At 69.0% G+C, this 14,364-nt stretch carries 13 protein-coding genes; 6 read left to right on the top strand and 7 right to left on the bottom strand.

Annotated elements, in window-relative coordinates:
- Positions 1-84: 84 nt before the first annotated feature.
- Positions 85-444 carry a gamma-glutamylcyclotransferase family protein gene (locus CLV49_RS13115; RefSeq protein ID WP_208019779.1) on the top strand — a complete coding sequence of 120 codons (360 nt, stop codon included), beginning with the start codon at positions 85-87 and terminating at the stop codon, positions 442-444.
- 36 nt (positions 445-480) lie between these two features.
- Here CLV49_RS13115 and CLV49_RS13110 read toward each other — a convergent pair whose 3' ends face one another.
- A complete protein-coding gene (locus CLV49_RS13110) occupies positions 481-1,944 on the bottom strand; it encodes an NCS2 family permease (protein WP_106563933.1) in 1,464 nt (487 codons plus the stop codon).
- Between the two features lie 143 nt (positions 1,945-2,087).
- Between CLV49_RS13110 and CLV49_RS13105 the strand changes: the two genes are divergently transcribed.
- Positions 2,088-3,416 (top strand): uracil-xanthine permease family protein, encoded by a 1,329-nt coding sequence (locus CLV49_RS13105; protein ID WP_106563932.1) that lies wholly within the window; start codon positions 2,088-2,090, stop codon positions 3,414-3,416.
- Between the two features lie 72 nt (positions 3,417-3,488).
- Here the strand turns inward: CLV49_RS13105 and CLV49_RS13100 are convergent, their stop codons facing one another.
- The 4 genes from CLV49_RS13100 to CLV49_RS13085 all read right to left on the bottom strand — a co-directional run bounded on the left by CLV49_RS13100 (position 3,489) and on the right by CLV49_RS13085 (position 6,497).
- The gene (locus tag CLV49_RS13100; RefSeq protein ID WP_106563931.1) at positions 3,489-3,827 is read right to left on the bottom strand and encodes a peptidase; all 339 of its coding nucleotides are present in this window, start codon (positions 3,825-3,827) and stop codon (positions 3,489-3,491) included.
- Positions 3,824-5,005 (bottom strand): inorganic phosphate transporter, encoded by a 1,182-nt coding sequence (locus tag CLV49_RS13095; RefSeq protein WP_106563930.1) that lies wholly within the window; start codon positions 5,003-5,005, stop codon positions 3,824-3,826. Before CLV49_RS13095 ends, CLV49_RS13100 begins: the two co-directional genes overlap by 4 nt.
- Positions 5,006-5,137: 132 nt before the next feature.
- The gene (locus CLV49_RS13090; protein ID WP_158261980.1) at positions 5,138-5,647 is read right to left on the bottom strand and encodes an 8-oxo-dGTP diphosphatase; all 510 of its coding nucleotides are present in this window, start codon (positions 5,645-5,647) and stop codon (positions 5,138-5,140) included.
- A gap of 10 nt (positions 5,648-5,657) precedes the next feature.
- Positions 5,658-6,497, bottom strand: a complete 840-nt coding sequence (locus CLV49_RS13085; RefSeq protein ID WP_106563928.1) for an aldo/keto reductase — start codon at positions 6,495-6,497, stop codon at positions 5,658-5,660.
- A 38-nt stretch (positions 6,498-6,535) separates the two neighbouring features.
- Here CLV49_RS13085 and CLV49_RS13080 point away from each other — a divergent pair, with 38 nt between their 5' ends.
- Positions 6,536-8,659, top strand: a complete 2,124-nt coding sequence (locus CLV49_RS13080) for a S9 family peptidase (RefSeq protein ID WP_106563927.1) — start codon at positions 6,536-6,538, stop codon at positions 8,657-8,659.
- Positions 8,660-8,768: 109 nt separating this feature from the next.
- On the opposite strand, the gene CLV49_RS13075 is transcribed toward CLV49_RS13080, so the two are convergent.
- Positions 8,769-9,797: a 6-phosphofructokinase gene (locus CLV49_RS13075; RefSeq protein WP_106563926.1), complete on the bottom strand. Its 1,029-nt coding sequence runs from the start codon at positions 9,795-9,797 to the stop codon at positions 8,769-8,771.
- 98 nt (positions 9,798-9,895) lie between these two features.
- Here CLV49_RS13075 and CLV49_RS13070 point away from each other — a divergent pair, with 98 nt between their 5' ends.
- On the top strand, positions 9,896-10,153 hold the full coding sequence (locus tag CLV49_RS13070; protein WP_106563925.1) for a mycoredoxin: 258 nt from the start codon (positions 9,896-9,898) through the stop codon (positions 10,151-10,153).
- Positions 10,154-10,237: 84 nt separating this feature from the next.
- Here the strand turns inward: CLV49_RS13070 and CLV49_RS13065 are convergent, their stop codons facing one another.
- A complete protein-coding gene (locus tag CLV49_RS13065; RefSeq protein WP_243696575.1) occupies positions 10,238-11,683 on the bottom strand; it encodes a CitMHS family transporter in 1,446 nt (481 codons plus the stop codon).
- Between the two features lie 198 nt (positions 11,684-11,881).
- Between CLV49_RS13065 and CLV49_RS13060 the strand changes: the two genes are divergently transcribed.
- Positions 11,882-13,615, top strand: a complete 1,734-nt coding sequence (locus CLV49_RS13060; RefSeq protein WP_243696576.1) for a sensor histidine kinase — start codon at positions 11,882-11,884, stop codon at positions 13,613-13,615.
- Complete coding sequence (locus CLV49_RS13055; RefSeq protein ID WP_106563924.1) at positions 13,612-14,295, top strand: response regulator; 684 nt, start codon at positions 13,612-13,614, stop codon at positions 14,293-14,295. The genes CLV49_RS13060 and CLV49_RS13055 overlap by 4 nt, the downstream gene beginning before the upstream one ends.
- Positions 14,296-14,364: the final 69 nt, after the last annotated feature.

Genomic DNA, 14,364 nt, shown 5'->3' with positions numbered 1-14,364 from the left:
TCTGGATCCTCGGCATGCAACGAGACTAACGGCCGCCCCCGACGACGGGCACTCGCGTTCCGGCCCCGCCGCTAGCATCGGCACGTGACAAACATCCACGCCCTCTTCTCGTACGGCACACTGCGATTCCCCGCCGTGCAGCTCGCGACCTTCGGACGGGAGCTGCCCACGAGCGACGACTCACTCCCCGGCTATCTCGTCTCGAGTGTCACGATCACGGACCCGCATGTGCTCGAGGTCAGCGGGACAGCGATTCATCCCGCTCTCGTCTGGACGGGGTCTCCCGATGATGTGGTCGCCGGTGCCGTACTCCAGGTGACCTCCGACGAGTTGGCAGCCGCCGACACCTACGAAGTGGATGACTACGTGCGTGTCGCCGTGCGCCTGTCGTCGGGGCAGGACGGCTGGGCGTACGTGCACCGAGACGGGACGCCGCCGGCCTGATCCGACCTGGTCGGAGCCTCGGACGGCGACGAGGAATCAGCCGATACCGAGGAGCGCCTCGATCGGTCCACGCACGAAGTAGATCAGGAAGCCGACGGCGACCACCCACAGCAGCGGACTGACGGTCCGCGCCTTCCCCGACAGCGATCGGATGAGGACCCAGCTGAGGAAGCCGACGCCGATGCCGTTGGCGATCGAGTACGTGAACGGCATGACCGTGATCGTGAGGAACGCCGGGAGCGCGGCCCCGAAGTCCGTCCAGTCGATCTCCGTCACCTGCGACATCATGAGCGTGCCCACCACGACGAGGGCGGCAGCCGCCACCTCGAGCGGCACCACTTGCGTGAGTGGGGTGAGGAACATCGAGAGCAGGAAGAGCGCACCCGTGACGACGGAGGCGAGACCCGTACGGGCACCCTCACCGATGCCGGCGGCCGAGTCCACGAAGACGGTGTTCGACGAGCCGGACGTGGCGCCGCCGGCGATCGCGCCGACACCCTCCACGACGAGCGCCGACTTCAGGCGGGGGAAGTTGCCGTCGCCGTCCGAGAGCTTCGCGCCGCGGGCGAGGCCCGTCATGGTGCCCATCGCGTCGAAGAAGTTCGTGAACACGAGCGTGAAGACGATCATGATCGCCGCGAGGCCACCGATGCGCGAGAACGCCCCGAAGGGGTCGAACGCACCGACGAGGGAGAGATCCGGCAGGGAGACGATCGACGCCGGGAGCGTCGGCGTGTTGAGGTTCCATCCGCCCGGGTTGTCGATGGAGGCGCCGACCTTGAAGATCGCCTCGAGCACGATCGCGACGAGCGTCGTGGCGATGATGCCGATCAGGAGCGCACCCTTCACCCGCCGCGCCACCAGGACGCCCATGATGACGAGACCGAGCACGAAGACCGCCGTCGGCAGAGTGGCGATCGAGCCCGACTCGCCGAGCTGCAACGGCGGCGACGAGGCACCGGAGGTCCGCACGAATCCGGAGTCGACGAGGCCGATGAACGCGATGAAGAGGCCGATTCCCACCGTGATCGCTGCCTTCAGCTGTGCGGGCACCGCGGCGAAGATCATCGATCGCAGCCCCGTGGACGCGAGGATCACGATGATGACGCCGTTGATGACGACGAGGCCCATCGCCTCGGGCCACGTCACCTGGCCGACGACGTTGACCGCGAGGAACGAGTTGATGCCGAGGCCCGCGGCGAGCGCGAAGGGAAGGCGGGCGACGACGCCGAAGAGGATCGTCATCACGCCAGCGGTGAGCGAGGTGACGGCCGCGACCTGTGTCGCAGGCAGCCAGCCGCCCTCGACGTCGAGGGCCGCCTGATCCGCCGAGAAGCCGCCGATGATGAGCGGGTTCAGCACCACGATGTACGCCATCGCGACGAACGAGACGAGACCACCGCGCACCTCCGTGGCGATGGTCGATCCGCGCGCGCCGATCTCGAAGAATCGGTCGAGTCGTGCGGCGGCTCCGCCACGGGGGCGAGTGGTGGTCGACATGGTCCTCCTCGATCGGCATTCGGGACCGCACAAGCCTACGACCATGTCGGCGGCCATCGGGGCCCGGACGGCACCCGAACGGACCCGGACCGCGTCCGTCATTCCGATAGCATTCGACGACCGCACCGAGAGAGGACGCCCCGATGCCCCTGCCCTGGACCGTACACGGAGATGGAAAGGACGTCGGCGCCCACGAGATCGTGATGCCGGGCGAGCGGCTCTCCTGGCCGCGCACGATCGGGCTCGGCGCGCAGCACGTCGTCGCGATGTTCGGAGCCACGTTCCTCGTGCCCGTCATCACCGGGTTCCCGCCCACGGCCACGCTGTTCTTCTCGGGCGTGGGGACGATCCTGTTCCTCATCGTCACCCGGAACAAGCTGCCCAGCTACCTCGGCTCGTCGTTCGCGTTCCTCGCACCGATCGCGGCGGCGATGGCGCCGGGCGGGCCGGGGATGGCCGGCGCCCTCTTCGGCATCTTCGTCGTGGGGCTCCTCCTCGCGCTCGTCGGCCTCCTCGTGCGCGTCACGGGCACCGGGTGGATCGACGCGCTCATGCCGCCCGTGGTCGCGGGCACGATCGTCGCGCTCATCGGCTTCAACCTCGCGCCCGCAGCGTGGGGCAACGTCCAGAAGGGACCGCTCAGCGCGACGATCACGCTGGCGGCCGTCGTCCTCTCGACCGTCCTGTTCCGCGGCATCCTCGGACGCCTGTCGATCTTCATCGGCGTCGCCGTCGGCTACGTCGCCGCGATCCTCCTCGACGAGGTGAAGTTCGACAAGGTCGCACAGGCCGACTGGATCGGCCTGCCCGAGTTCTCGACCTGGTTCGGCGTGTTCGGCGACCCGGGCGCCCTGCCGTCATTCTTCGCGGTCCTCCCCGCGTTCCTCCCCGTCGTGCTCGTGCTCATCGCCGAGAACGTCGGGCACATCCGCGGCGTCGCCCAGATGACGGACCCGGCGCTCAACAAGCAGACGGGCAACGCCCTGCTCGCCGACGGCCTCGCGACGATGCTCGCGGGCTCGGGCGGCGGCTCCGGAACGACGACCTACGGCGAGAACATCGGCGTCATGGCGGCGACGCGCATCTACTCGACGGCGGCCTACTGGGTCGCGGGCATCGTGGCTGTGCTGCTCGCCCTCTCACCGAAGGTGGGAGCCGTCATCAACACGATCCCCGCTGGCGTGCTCGGTGGTGTCACGACAGCGCTCTACGGCCTGATCGGCATCATCGGCGTGAAGATCTGGCTCGAGAACCACGTGGACTTCAACAAGCCCGCCAACCAGTTCACGGCTGCGACGGCTCTTGTGATCGGCGTCGCCAACTTCGTCTGGGACGCGGGCAACGGCGTCAGCTTCAACGGCATCGCTCTCGGAACGATCGCGGCCATCGTGATCTACCACGTGATGACTTGGATCTCCCGCTGGCGCGGCACCGACTCCCCCACCCCGGAGCCGGCGCACCCCGCCCCCTGACACCACCCCTCTCACACCAAAAAGATCGCGATACATCACGAAACCACGTGGTGTATCGCGATCTTTTTGGGGTCAGGCGCCGCCGTGGAGGGCGGGGACGATGAGGTAGATGCCGTAGAGGACGGCGAGACCGCAGAGGGCGAAGCAGGCGTAGGCGCCGTAGCCCGCGAGCTTCCGCTGGAGAGGCGAGAGCGGGTTCTTCCGAAGCGCCTTCGCAGCCTTCTTCTCGGCCGAGGCGATCTCGGCAGGGGTGAGCACCGTGATGGCGTCCGTGAACTCCGCGGGGACCACGACGGGGACGCGGCCTCCGACGACGAGCAGCCGGAGCCCGAGGGAGTAGAGGCCGACGACGACTCCCGTGCCGATGAGCGCGGCGGCGAAGACGACGGCGAAAGCGGCCCAGTCGATCATCGGACACTCCTCTTCGGCTTGGGGTTGCGCTTGATCTTCACGGCGTCGGCCGAAGCGGCCACCTCGTTCACGACGGTCTCGTGTCCGACCTGGTCACGGAGCGAACGGAGGAAGATGAAGATGATGAAGCCGAGGCCGAGCGCCGCGTCGATGATGACGCCGGCGAAACCGATGCTCGCGATGAGGGCCGCGACCGCACCCACGACGGCGGCGGCCGGCAGGGTCAGGAGCCAGCCGATGCCGATGCGGCCAGCCGTACCCCAGCGGACCTTCGAGCCGCGGCGACCGAGTCCCGACCCGATGACGGAGCCGGAGGCGACCTGCGTCGTCGAGAGCGCGAAGCCGAGGTGGCTCGACGCGAGGATCGTGGCGGCGGTACTCGTCTCGGCGGCGAAACCCTGCGCCGGCTTCACGGCGGTGAGCCCCGTGCCGAGCGTCTTGATGATGCGCCAGCCGCCCATGTAGGTGCCGAGCGCGATCGCGAGGGCACAGACCACGATGACCCACAGCTGCGGCCCCTCCTGCGAGGCGTCCTGGAAGCCCACGGTCACGAGCGCGAGGGTGATGACGCCCATCGTCTTCTGCGCGTCGTTCGTTCCGTGCGCGAGCGCGACGAGGGAGGACGAGAAGATCTGGGCGTATCGGAACCCTGAGCGTCCGTCGGGCTTGCCGTCGTACCGGCGTGTGACCGAGTAGGCCAGCTTCGTCGCTGCGAAGGCCACGAGACCGGCCGTGACCGGGGCGAGCAGCGCCGGGAAGATCACCTTGGACAGGAGCACCCCGTAGTCGATCGCGCTCAGTCCGAAGCCGACGATCGCCGCTCCGATGAGTCCGCCGAACAGGGCGTGCGACGAGCTCGACGGGAGACCGTAGAGCCAGGTGACCATGTTCCACACGATCGCGCCGATGAGGCCGGCGAGGATGAGCTCCGGGGATATCAAGACCCCCGAATCCCCTTCCCTGATGATCCCGCTCGAGATCGTCTTGGCGACCTCCGTGGAGAGGAACGCGCCGACGAGGTTGAGGATCGCGGCGAGGGCGACGGCCACCTTCGGCTTCATCGCACCCGTGGCGATCGGTGTCGCCATCGCATTCGCGGTGTCGTGGAAGCCGTTCGTGAAGTCGAAGAACAGGGCCAACGCGATGACGAGGACGATGAGGAGAGTGACTTCTTGCACCGGGCGTGCTCTCTTGGTCGAGGGACCCCGGGCACGTCGAGCCGTTCACGAAGAGTTCACGGATTTGTCTGCGGCGAGGGCTTGCCTGTTCAGGCTCTGGAAATCCTCGCACCGGACCGAGCGCAGGTCAATTCACGTCGGCCGGCCCGCTGGGAACGCTTCATGATCGCTCGCCACGACGGTCGAGAGGTCCGGCCCGAACTCGAACGACGCGTGGACGGTCCCGCCGGCCAGTACATCGGGGAGCCAGAATCGGGCATCGTCCCACATGCGGTCGAAGGGCGGCGCCGCGACCGGCCACCACTCCGGAAGCAGCTCGTCGGACGCGGCGCCCTCGCCGGTGAAGGACCGGCAGACGAAGACGAACGATCGCTGAGACCACTCGGGTTTCGTGGGGAACGAATACCGGAGGACACCACGGGCCTCGAGCGACGACACGTCGAGCTCGATACCGGTCTCCTCGCGCACCTCCCGCACGACGGCCTCGGATGGGGACTCCCCCTGCGCGAGCTTCCCGCCGGGTCCGACGGCGCGACCGGCACCGAGCCCGGTCAGCTTGCGCCCGACCAGGACCTCGTCACCCGACGGTCCGCGGCGGATGAGGTAGCAGACGGCGACGTCGGGGTGTCGTTCCCCCGTCACGACGGCCCGCTCACATCTCCTCGTGCGTCGTCGGGTCACCGCCGAAGAGGCGGCCGTCGGTTCGCCCGAGCGCCGTGATCGCGTCGACGTCGTCCTCACTCAGCTCGAAGCCGAAGATGTCGAGGTTCTCCTTCTGACGGGACGGTGTCGCCGACTTCGGGATCGCGATGACGCCGCGCTCCACGTGCCAGCGCAGTACGACCTGACCGGGGGTGACGCCGTATTTCTCCGCGATCGACGTGACGACCTCGTTCTCGTGCGGCTTCGCCGCCTTGCCGAGCGGGCTCCACGCCTCCGTGGCGATACCGTTGACACGGTGGTAGGCGACGAGCTCTTCCTGCGGGAAGTAGGGGTGCAGCTCGATCTGGTTGACGGCGGGGACCACGCCGGTCTCGTCCCGGAGACGCTCGAGATACTCGACGGTGAAGTTCGAGACGCCGATGGAGCGCGCGAGACCGCGGGAACGCAGCTCGATCATGGCGCGCCACGTGTCGACGTAGCGGTCGTGCGAGGGGTTCGGCCAGTGGATGAGGTACAGGTCGACGTGGTCGACACCGAGGCGCTCGAGCGAACCGGTGAGGGAGGCGATCGTCTCGTCGTAGCCGTGGTCGCGACCCGGCACCTTCGTGGCGATCTGGACCTCGTCGCGCGGCAGGCCGGAAGCGCGGAGGGCCTCGCCCACCTCGACCTCGTTGTCGTAGTTCACGGCGGTGTCGAGGAGGCGGTATCCGGCGTCGAGGGCTGACCGGATCGCCGTCACGCCGTCCTCGCCCTTGAGGGGGTAGGTGCCGAAACCGATCTGGGGAAACTCGTGGCCGTCGTCGAGGCGGATGGCGGGAATCGAAGTCATGTCCCGACCCTACGCCGCCGAGCGTTACCGTTGTGTGCATGACGTATCCCGAACCGCCCGTGGCGGCGAAGCGACCCACCCCCCGCACCCACCACGGAGACGTCTTCGAGGACCCGTACGAGTGGCTCAGGGAGAAGGAATCGCCCGAGGTCATCGCGCATCTGGAGGCGGAGAACGCCTTCACCGACGCGAGCACCGCTCACCTCGAGGGACTGCGCTCGCGCATCTTCGACGAGATCAAATCGCGCACGCTCGAGACCGACCTGTCGGTGCCGGTCCGCGAGGGCGACTTCTGGTACTACTCCCGCAGCTTCGAGGGGAAGGAGTACGGCGTGCATTGCCGCGCCCCCATCTCCTCGCCGGAGGACTGGACGCCGCCTCGGCTCGACGCGGACACCGAGGTGCCGGGCGAGGAGATCCTCCTCGACGGGAACGTCGAGTCCGCTGGCCACGACTTCTTCCGGATCGGAAGCTTCGACGTCTCGCGCGACGGCGCGCGACTGCTCTACGGCGTCGACACGGAGGGCGACGAGCGATACCTCCTCCGCATCCGTGACCTCGCGACGGCGACAGAACTCGCCGACGAGATCCCCGGCACGTTCTCGGGCGCGATCTTCTCGCCGGACGGCCGCTTCGTCTTCTACTCCACCGTGGACGACGCCTGGCGGCCGGACACCATCTGGCGGCACGAGGTCGGTACGGCCGTCGCCGACGACGTCGTGGTCCACAAGGAGGAGGACGAGCGCTACTGGGGAGGCATCGGCCTCACGCGCAGCGGTGACTACCTCGTCATCGGCCTCGGATCCTCCGTCACGAGCGAGTACCTCATCGCCCCGGCGTCGGAGCCGACCTCCGAGTTCCGGGTCGTGTGGCCGCGGACCGACGGGGTGGAGTACTCGATCGAGCACGCGCGGATCGGCGGGGAGTCCACCCTGCTCGTCCTGCACAACGCGGGGGCGCCGAACTTCGAGCTCGTGGCCGTGTCGCCGGAAGACCCGGGGACGGGGCCGTCCGACGCGACGATCGTCGTCGCGCACAGCGAGGAACGGCGGCTCGAAGCCGTCGACGCCTTCGCCCACCACCTCGCCTTCTCGTACCGCCGCGACGGTCTCACCCAGGTGGGGACGGCCCTCCTCGGCCCCGATACGACTCTCGCCGACATCACGATCGACGAGCTCCCGTTCGACGAGCCGCTCTACTCCGTCGGCTTCGGCGGCAATCCCGAGTGGGAGCAGCCCACCCTCCGCATCGGCTTCGGCTCCTTCGTGACGCCGTCCAGCGTGTTCGACTGCGACGTCCGAACGGGCGAGCGCGTCCTCCTCAAGCAGCAGCAGGTCCTCGGCGGATACGACCCCGCCGACTACGAGCAGTCGCGCGAATGGGCGACGGCCGAAGACGGCACGCGGGTTCCGATCTCGCTGGTGTGGCGGAAGGACGGGACGGACGGACCGCGGCCGTTCCTCCTCTACGGCTACGGCTCGTACGAGTCGAGCATCGATCCGGCTCTCTCGATCGCGCGACTCTCGATGCTCGACCGCGGCGCCGGTTTCGCGATCGCGCACGTGCGCGGCGGCGGCGAGATGGGGCGCGCCTGGTACGAGGAGGGCAAGCTCCTCCTCAAGAAGAACACCTTCACGGACTTCGTTGCGTGCGCCCGGCACCTCGTCGACGCCGGCATCACCCGCCCGGAGGCACTCGTCGCGGAGGGCGGCAGCGCGGGCGGGCTGCTCATGGGCGCTGTCGCGAACCTCGCACCCGAGTCGTTCGCCGGCGTCCACGCCGCCGTTCCGTTCGTGGACGCGCTCACCACCATCCTCGACCCGAGCCTCCCGCTCACCGTCATCGAGTGGGACGAGTGGGGAGACCCCCTGCACGACCCCGAGGTCTACGCCTACATGAAGACGTACTCGCCGTACGAGAATGTGCGCGAGGGAGTGACGTACCCCCGGATCCTCGCGACGACGAGTCTCAACGACACCCGGGTGTACTACGTGGAGCCGGCGAAGTGGGTCGCGCGACTCCGCGAGGTCGGCGCTCCGGCGCTCCTCAAGACCGAGATGGTCGCGGGCCACGGCGGCGTGAGCGGACGGTACGCGCAGTGGCGCGAACGCGCCTTCGAGCTCGCCTGGATCCTGGACGCGCTCGGCCTCGCCGACGACTGATCCGCACCCCCGCCTCCTCCCAGCTCCGCCGACGCGCGGACTTTCGTCTCCCGATTCACGTCGGAGGGGATGAAGGCCCGCACATCGCGGAGGTCGGACGGGGCGGGGGTCAGCCGAAGAGGATCGCGGCTTCCTCGTAGCGGTCGTCCGGGACGGTCTTGAGGCGGCCGACGGCCTCCTCGAACGGGACGTTCACGACGTCGGTGCCGCGGAGCGCCACCATGGTGCCCCACTCCTCGCGCATGATCGAGTCGATCGCCGCCATGCCGAGCCGGGTGGAGAGCACACGGTCGTACGCGCTCGGCACGCCGCCGCGCTGCAGGTGGCCGAGCACGGTCGCCCGCGACTCGACACCCGTGCGCGCCTCGATCTCGGGAGCGAGCATGTCGGCGATACCGCCGAGACGGGGACGGTTGAAGGCGTCGAGGCCCTTCTCGGAGTGAGCCGTCTCCATCGTGGTGAGTGTGAACCCCTCCGCCACGACGACGATCGGGGCACGTCCGCGATCGGCGACGCTCTGCACCCACTCGCAGATCTGCTCCATCGACTGCGGCTGCTCGGGGATGAGGATGGCGTGCGCGCCCGCCGCCATGCCGGCGTGGAGGGCGATCCACCCCACGTGGCGACCCATGACCTCGACGACCATGCAGCGCTTGTGCGATTCCGCGGTGGTGCGCACGCGGTCGATCGCCTCCGTCGCGATCTCGACGGCGGTGTCGAACCCGAAGGAGTAGTCCGTGGCGTCGAGATCGTTGTCGATCGTCTTCGGCACGCCGACGATCTTGAGGCCGGCATCCGTGAGACGCTTCGCCGCGGCGAGGGTGCCCTCTCCGCCGATCGCGATGAGCGCGTCGACGCCGATCCGGTCGAGCGTGGCCTGGACGTTCTCCGGCCCTCCGTGCGGGCCCTCGAACGGGTTGGTGCGGCTCGTTCCGAGGATGGTGCCGCCCTGCTTGCCGAGTCCACGGACCGTGTGGCGGTCGAGGGGCATCGTGAGGCCCTCGACCACTCCCTTCCATCCGTCTCGGATTCCGACGAAGGACTGGTTGTGGATCTTGGTCCCCTTGAGGACGGCCCCGCGGATGACCGCGTTGAGTCCGGGACAGTCGCCACCGCTCGTGAGCACACCAATTCGCATCGAGTTTCGCCTTTCGACTCAGGACGCGGCGTTCCTCTCGCAGGCGCGATCGCCGCCATCACGACCCTAGCGCGTGGGAGCGGAGTAATCTGACAGTCATGGACTACACGCCGGAACCCTCGAGCATCACCATGTTCACCACCGAGTGGTGCGGATACTGCGCACGACTGAAGAAGCAGCTCGACGGAGCGGGTATCTCTTATACGGAGATCGACATCGAGAACGTCGACGGCACCGCCGAATACGTCGCGAGCGTGAACGGCGGCAACCAGACCGTCCCCACCGTCGTGTTCCCCGACGGCACGACCGCCACGAACCCCTCGCTCCACGAGGTCAAGGAGCGGATCTCCGCCTGACCTCACCCCAAAAAGATCGCGATACACCCCGTGCTTTCGGGGTGTATCGCGATCTTTTTGGTGTGAGGGGGGGTGGGGAGGGGATCAGCCGATGCCGACGGCTCCGATGAGTACGGCCACGAGCAGCATCACGAGCGAGACGACGACCGCACGCCACAGCACCTTCTTGTGGTGGTCTCCGAGGTTGACCCCCGCGAGCGAGACGAGCAGGAGGATCGCCGGAACGAGCGGGCTCTGCATGTGCACGACCTGACCGGTGATCGAGGCGCGCGCCATGTCCACGGGGTCGACGCCGAAGGTCGCCGCGCTCTCGGCGAGCACCGGAAGGATCCCGAAGTAGAACGCGTCGTTGCTCAGGAAGAACGTCATCGGCATGCTCAGCAGGCCGGTGATGACCGCGGAGAATGCGCCGAGCGAGCTGGGGATGCTCGCCGATACCCACTCGGCCATCGCCGACACCATGCCGGTGCCCTCGAGCACACCGATGAGCACACCGGCGGCGAGCACCATGGAGACGACGCCGACGATGCTGGGAGCGTGGGCGACGACGCGTTCGGCCTGGTCCTTCACCCGCGGGAAGTTCACGAGGATGGCGATCGCACTCGCGGCCATGAAGATGTAGGCGAGCGGCAGGATGTCGAGTACGAGCAGCACCATCACGGCGACCGTGAGAGCGGCATTGAACCACAGCAGCTTCGGCCGGAGTGTCGCCCGCGTGGGGTCGAGTGCGGTGTCCGCCATGGCCGTGTCGTGATCGTCGACGAGCGTTCGGATGCTCTCCGTGGAGATGCGGTGATCGGCGATCACGACGCCGCGCGGGCCACCAGACCGCGAGCCGCGGCCACCGGAGCGACCGCCCGAGCCGGCGGATCCGGTCGATCCGCTCGCGCCGCCGACGACCGAGGCATCGATGTCGCCGCCGAGACGTCGACGCTCGAGGATGCCGAGGTGCCACGCGAAGAGGAAGACGACGGCGATGCCCGCGAGCATGGACGGGATCATGGGCACGAACACGTCGGATGCCTGCAGGTCGAGCGCGGCGGCGGCTCGGGCCGTCGGACCGCCCCACGGCAGGATGTTCATGACGCCGTTGGCGAGTCCCGCGACGCACGTGAGCACGACAGGGCTGAGGCCGAGGCGCAGGTAGATGGGGAGCAGAGCGGACGTCGTGACGATGAACGTCGTCGACCCGTCGCCGTCGAGTGAGATCACCGCGGCGAGGAGCGCCGTTCCGACGACGACCTTCACGGGATCGTTTCCCGCGATGCGCAGGATGAGCCGCACGATCGGGTCGAAGAGTCCGACGTCGATCATCACGCCGAAGTAGATGATCGCGAACATGAGGAGCGCGGCCGTGGGGGCGAGCCCCCCGATCGCGTCGAGGGCCATCTCCCCGATGCCGAGGCCGGCGCCGGCGAAGAGGCCGAAGATGGTGGGGACGACGATGAGCGCGAGAACGGGCGTCATGCGTTTGGTCATGATGAGCGCCATGAAGACGGCGACCATCCCGAATCCGAGGATCACGAGCACGAGGGACTCCTTCGTCCGATGGTGAGTGGTCCGCACACGTTAGGACGGACCGGGCAGCGCCGTCTCGCTACTGCGCATTGGACGCGAATAGCGTGAAAAGACGGTTCTGCGCATTGTGCTCACGACGCCCGGTCCCGCGGTACTACGCTCGACCCAGGCCGGGACGACCGAGGATGACGTCCGGCGGAGGGAGCAGGAATGACGGATGAGGCGCAGCCGATCCCGAGCCTCCCGCGGCGGAGGCGCTCCGGGGGCGCCCGACCGTTCACCCGCCAGATGTTCTGGCTGATCCTCGCCGCCATGGCGCTCGTCGGCGTCGTCATGACCGCGCTCTTCGCGTGGACGGGTTTCCAACGGCTCGTGCAGCAGACGCAGGCATCGGCGCTCCACATCGCCCAGACCGTCGCGGCCGACCCGAGCGTGCGCGAGGCCGCCGAACGCGAGTCCGACCGCGCCGTCCCGCTCAGCGACGCGCAGCTCGTCGACTCCGACGTCGCGGAGTACGCCTCGGACGTGGAGGACCGCACGGGCGCACTCTTCGTGGTGGTGACCGACGATTCCGGTCGTCGGCTCGCGCACCCGGATGAGGACCGCATCGGCGACCCCGTCTCCACGAGTCCGGAATCGGCGCTCGCGGGTGAGGAGACGGTGTCATGGGAGCGGGGAACGCTCGGCGACTCGGCACGGGCCAAGGTGCCGATCCGCTCACTCGACGACCCCGACCGGGTGGTGGGCGAGGTGAGCGTCGGATTCGCCCCGTCGCGCGTGTGGGCGACCGTCGCGGCCGACGCCGCTCCCGTCGGCCTCGCCGCGGTGTTCGCCCTGCTCGTCGGCGCGTTGGCTGCGTGGATCATCGCGCGGCGACTGCGGCGGGACACACTCGGGCTCGAGCCTGACGAGCTCCTCGGCCTCGCGCTCGACCAGGAGGCCGTGCTCGGCGGTGTCGGCGACGGTGTGCTCGGAACGGACGTCGGAGGCCGGGTGACCGTGGCGAACCCACGAGCCCTCGAGCTCCTCGGCATCTCCGACGCGGTCGGGCGTCCCCTCGCGGCTGTCGTGGGAGGGGACATCGCGGCGCTGCTCGCGGATGACGGCGTGAGCGGTCCCCTCGTCCACGGGGATCGGGTGCTCTTCCTCGAGAGCAGGCCGGTGAACCGCGACGGCCGACGGATCGGACGGGTCGCGATCGTGCGGGACCGCACCGATGTCGAGGCCCTGAGTCGGCGCCTCACCGCCGTGGAGACCCTCGGCAACGCCCTCCGTGCGCAGCGGCACGAGTTCGCCAACCGCCTGCACGTGCTGAGTGGTCTGCTCCGCAACAACGACGTGGAGGAGGCGAGCGACTACCTCGCCGGGGTCGTCGGGATCGGTCCCGTCCGTTTCCCTCTCGAGAACGCGGACCTGATCCGCGAGCCGTTCCTGCAGGCCTTCCTCGGCGCGAAGGGCGTCGAGGCCGAGGAACGCGGCGTGCGTCTGAGGATCGGGAACGACACCGACGCCCACGGCTCGCTGCGACAGCCGGACGACGTCACGACGATCCTCGGCAACCTCGTCGACAACGGCATCGACGCGGCCGTCGAATCGCCCGCGGCCGACGGCGGGGACGCCTGGGTGGAGGTCGAGGCGCTCGTGGACGGTGAGGACCTGTACCTCTCCGTCATGGACTCGGGCGTCGGGGTCTCCGGGGATCCGTTCGCCCAGCGCAGGGAGCGGGACGGGCGGTCGGATCCGGTGCACGGACACGGCATCGGCCTCCCCCTGTCCCGCGATATCGCCCGCCGGAGCGGCGGCGACCTCTGGCTCGCCTCCACGGGCGCCGCCGGCCGCCACGGCGCCGTCTTCTGCGTGCGTCTCCCGGGCGCCGTGCACTCGGATGGCGACGGGGTGTCGAGTCGGGCTCCCGGCTCGAACGGAACCGAGGAGGACGAATGACCGGACTGACCGTCGCGATCGTGGACGACGACTTCCGTGTCGCCGGACTGCACGGCGACATCGTCGCGGCGACCGCGGGCTTCGAGGTCGTGGGCACGGCCGGCACACGAGCGGAGGCCGAACGCCTGATCGCGGGAACCCACGTGGACCTCGTCCTCGCGGACGTGTATCTGCCGGACGGCGACGGCATCGACCTCGTGCGGCGACTCGACGTCGATGCGATCGTGCTGTCGGCCGCGACAGACGGCGACACCGTGCGACGTGCCTTCCGCAGCGGCGCCTTCGGATACCTCGTGAAGCCCTTCCCCGACGAGCGCCTCGGCGACCTGCTGCGGGGGTACACGCGCTACCGCAACCTGCTCGCGGCCGGTGCGGACACCGATCAGGACACGATCGGCCGGGCGCGCCGGGCGCTCGTCGTCGCCGACGGGTCGGCGACATCGGGCGGACGGGCTCCGACCGAGGCGGCCGTGCTCGAGGCTCTCACGTCATCGGATGCGGACCTCTCGGCCCCTGAGGTCGCCGCTCGCGTCGGCATCTCGCGGGCGACGGCCCAGCGCTACCTCGCGGCGCTCGCTCGCGACGGGAGCGCCACCGTGAGCCTGAGCTACGGCAGCACGGGCCGCCCGGAGCACCGCTTCCGCGCGGCGCGGCCGGGTTCCCGCTGGTCGCGCCCGTAGAACGCCGTCGAGCGTCGTCCCACCGGCTGACCGGTGTGACGACGCTCGACGGTTGGCGTGGAGCAGAGC

The organism is Labedella gwakjiensis (assembly GCF_003014675.1).
In the GTDB taxonomy this organism is placed as follows: domain Bacteria; phylum Actinomycetota; class Actinomycetes; order Actinomycetales; family Microbacteriaceae; genus Labedella; species Labedella gwakjiensis.
The sequence above is the reverse complement of the archived record's forward strand: the minus strand, read 5'-3'. Positions and strand labels throughout refer to the sequence as shown.

Bases quoted from the DNA above. Each gene is read 5' to 3' on its own strand.
- CLV49_RS13100 (WP_106563931.1), bottom strand. From the start codon at position 3,827: ATGATCGACTGGGCCGCTTTCGCCGTCGTCTTCGCCGCCGCGCTCATC.
- CLV49_RS13085 (WP_106563928.1), bottom strand. From the start codon at position 6,497: ATGACTTCGATTCCCGCCATCCGCCTCGACGACGGCCACGAGTTTCCC.
- CLV49_RS13080 (WP_106563927.1), top strand. From the start codon at position 6,536: ATGACGTATCCCGAACCGCCCGTGGCGGCGAAGCGACCCACCCCCCGC.
- CLV49_RS13075 (WP_106563926.1), bottom strand. From the start codon at position 9,797: ATGCGAATTGGTGTGCTCACGAGCGGTGGCGACTGTCCCGGACTCAAC.
- CLV49_RS13055 (WP_106563924.1), top strand. From the start codon at position 13,612: ATGACCGGACTGACCGTCGCGATCGTGGACGACGACTTCCGTGTCGCC.
- CLV49_RS13105 (WP_106563932.1), top strand. From the start codon at position 2,088: ATGCCCCTGCCCTGGACCGTACACGGAGATGGAAAGGACGTCGGCGCC.
- CLV49_RS13110 (WP_106563933.1), bottom strand. From the start codon at position 1,944: ATGTCGACCACCACTCGCCCCCGTGGCGGAGCCGCCGCACGACTCGAC.
- CLV49_RS13070 (WP_106563925.1), top strand. From the start codon at position 9,896: ATGGACTACACGCCGGAACCCTCGAGCATCACCATGTTCACCACCGAG.
- CLV49_RS13060 (WP_243696576.1), top strand. From the start codon at position 11,882: ATGACGGATGAGGCGCAGCCGATCCCGAGCCTCCCGCGGCGGAGGCGC.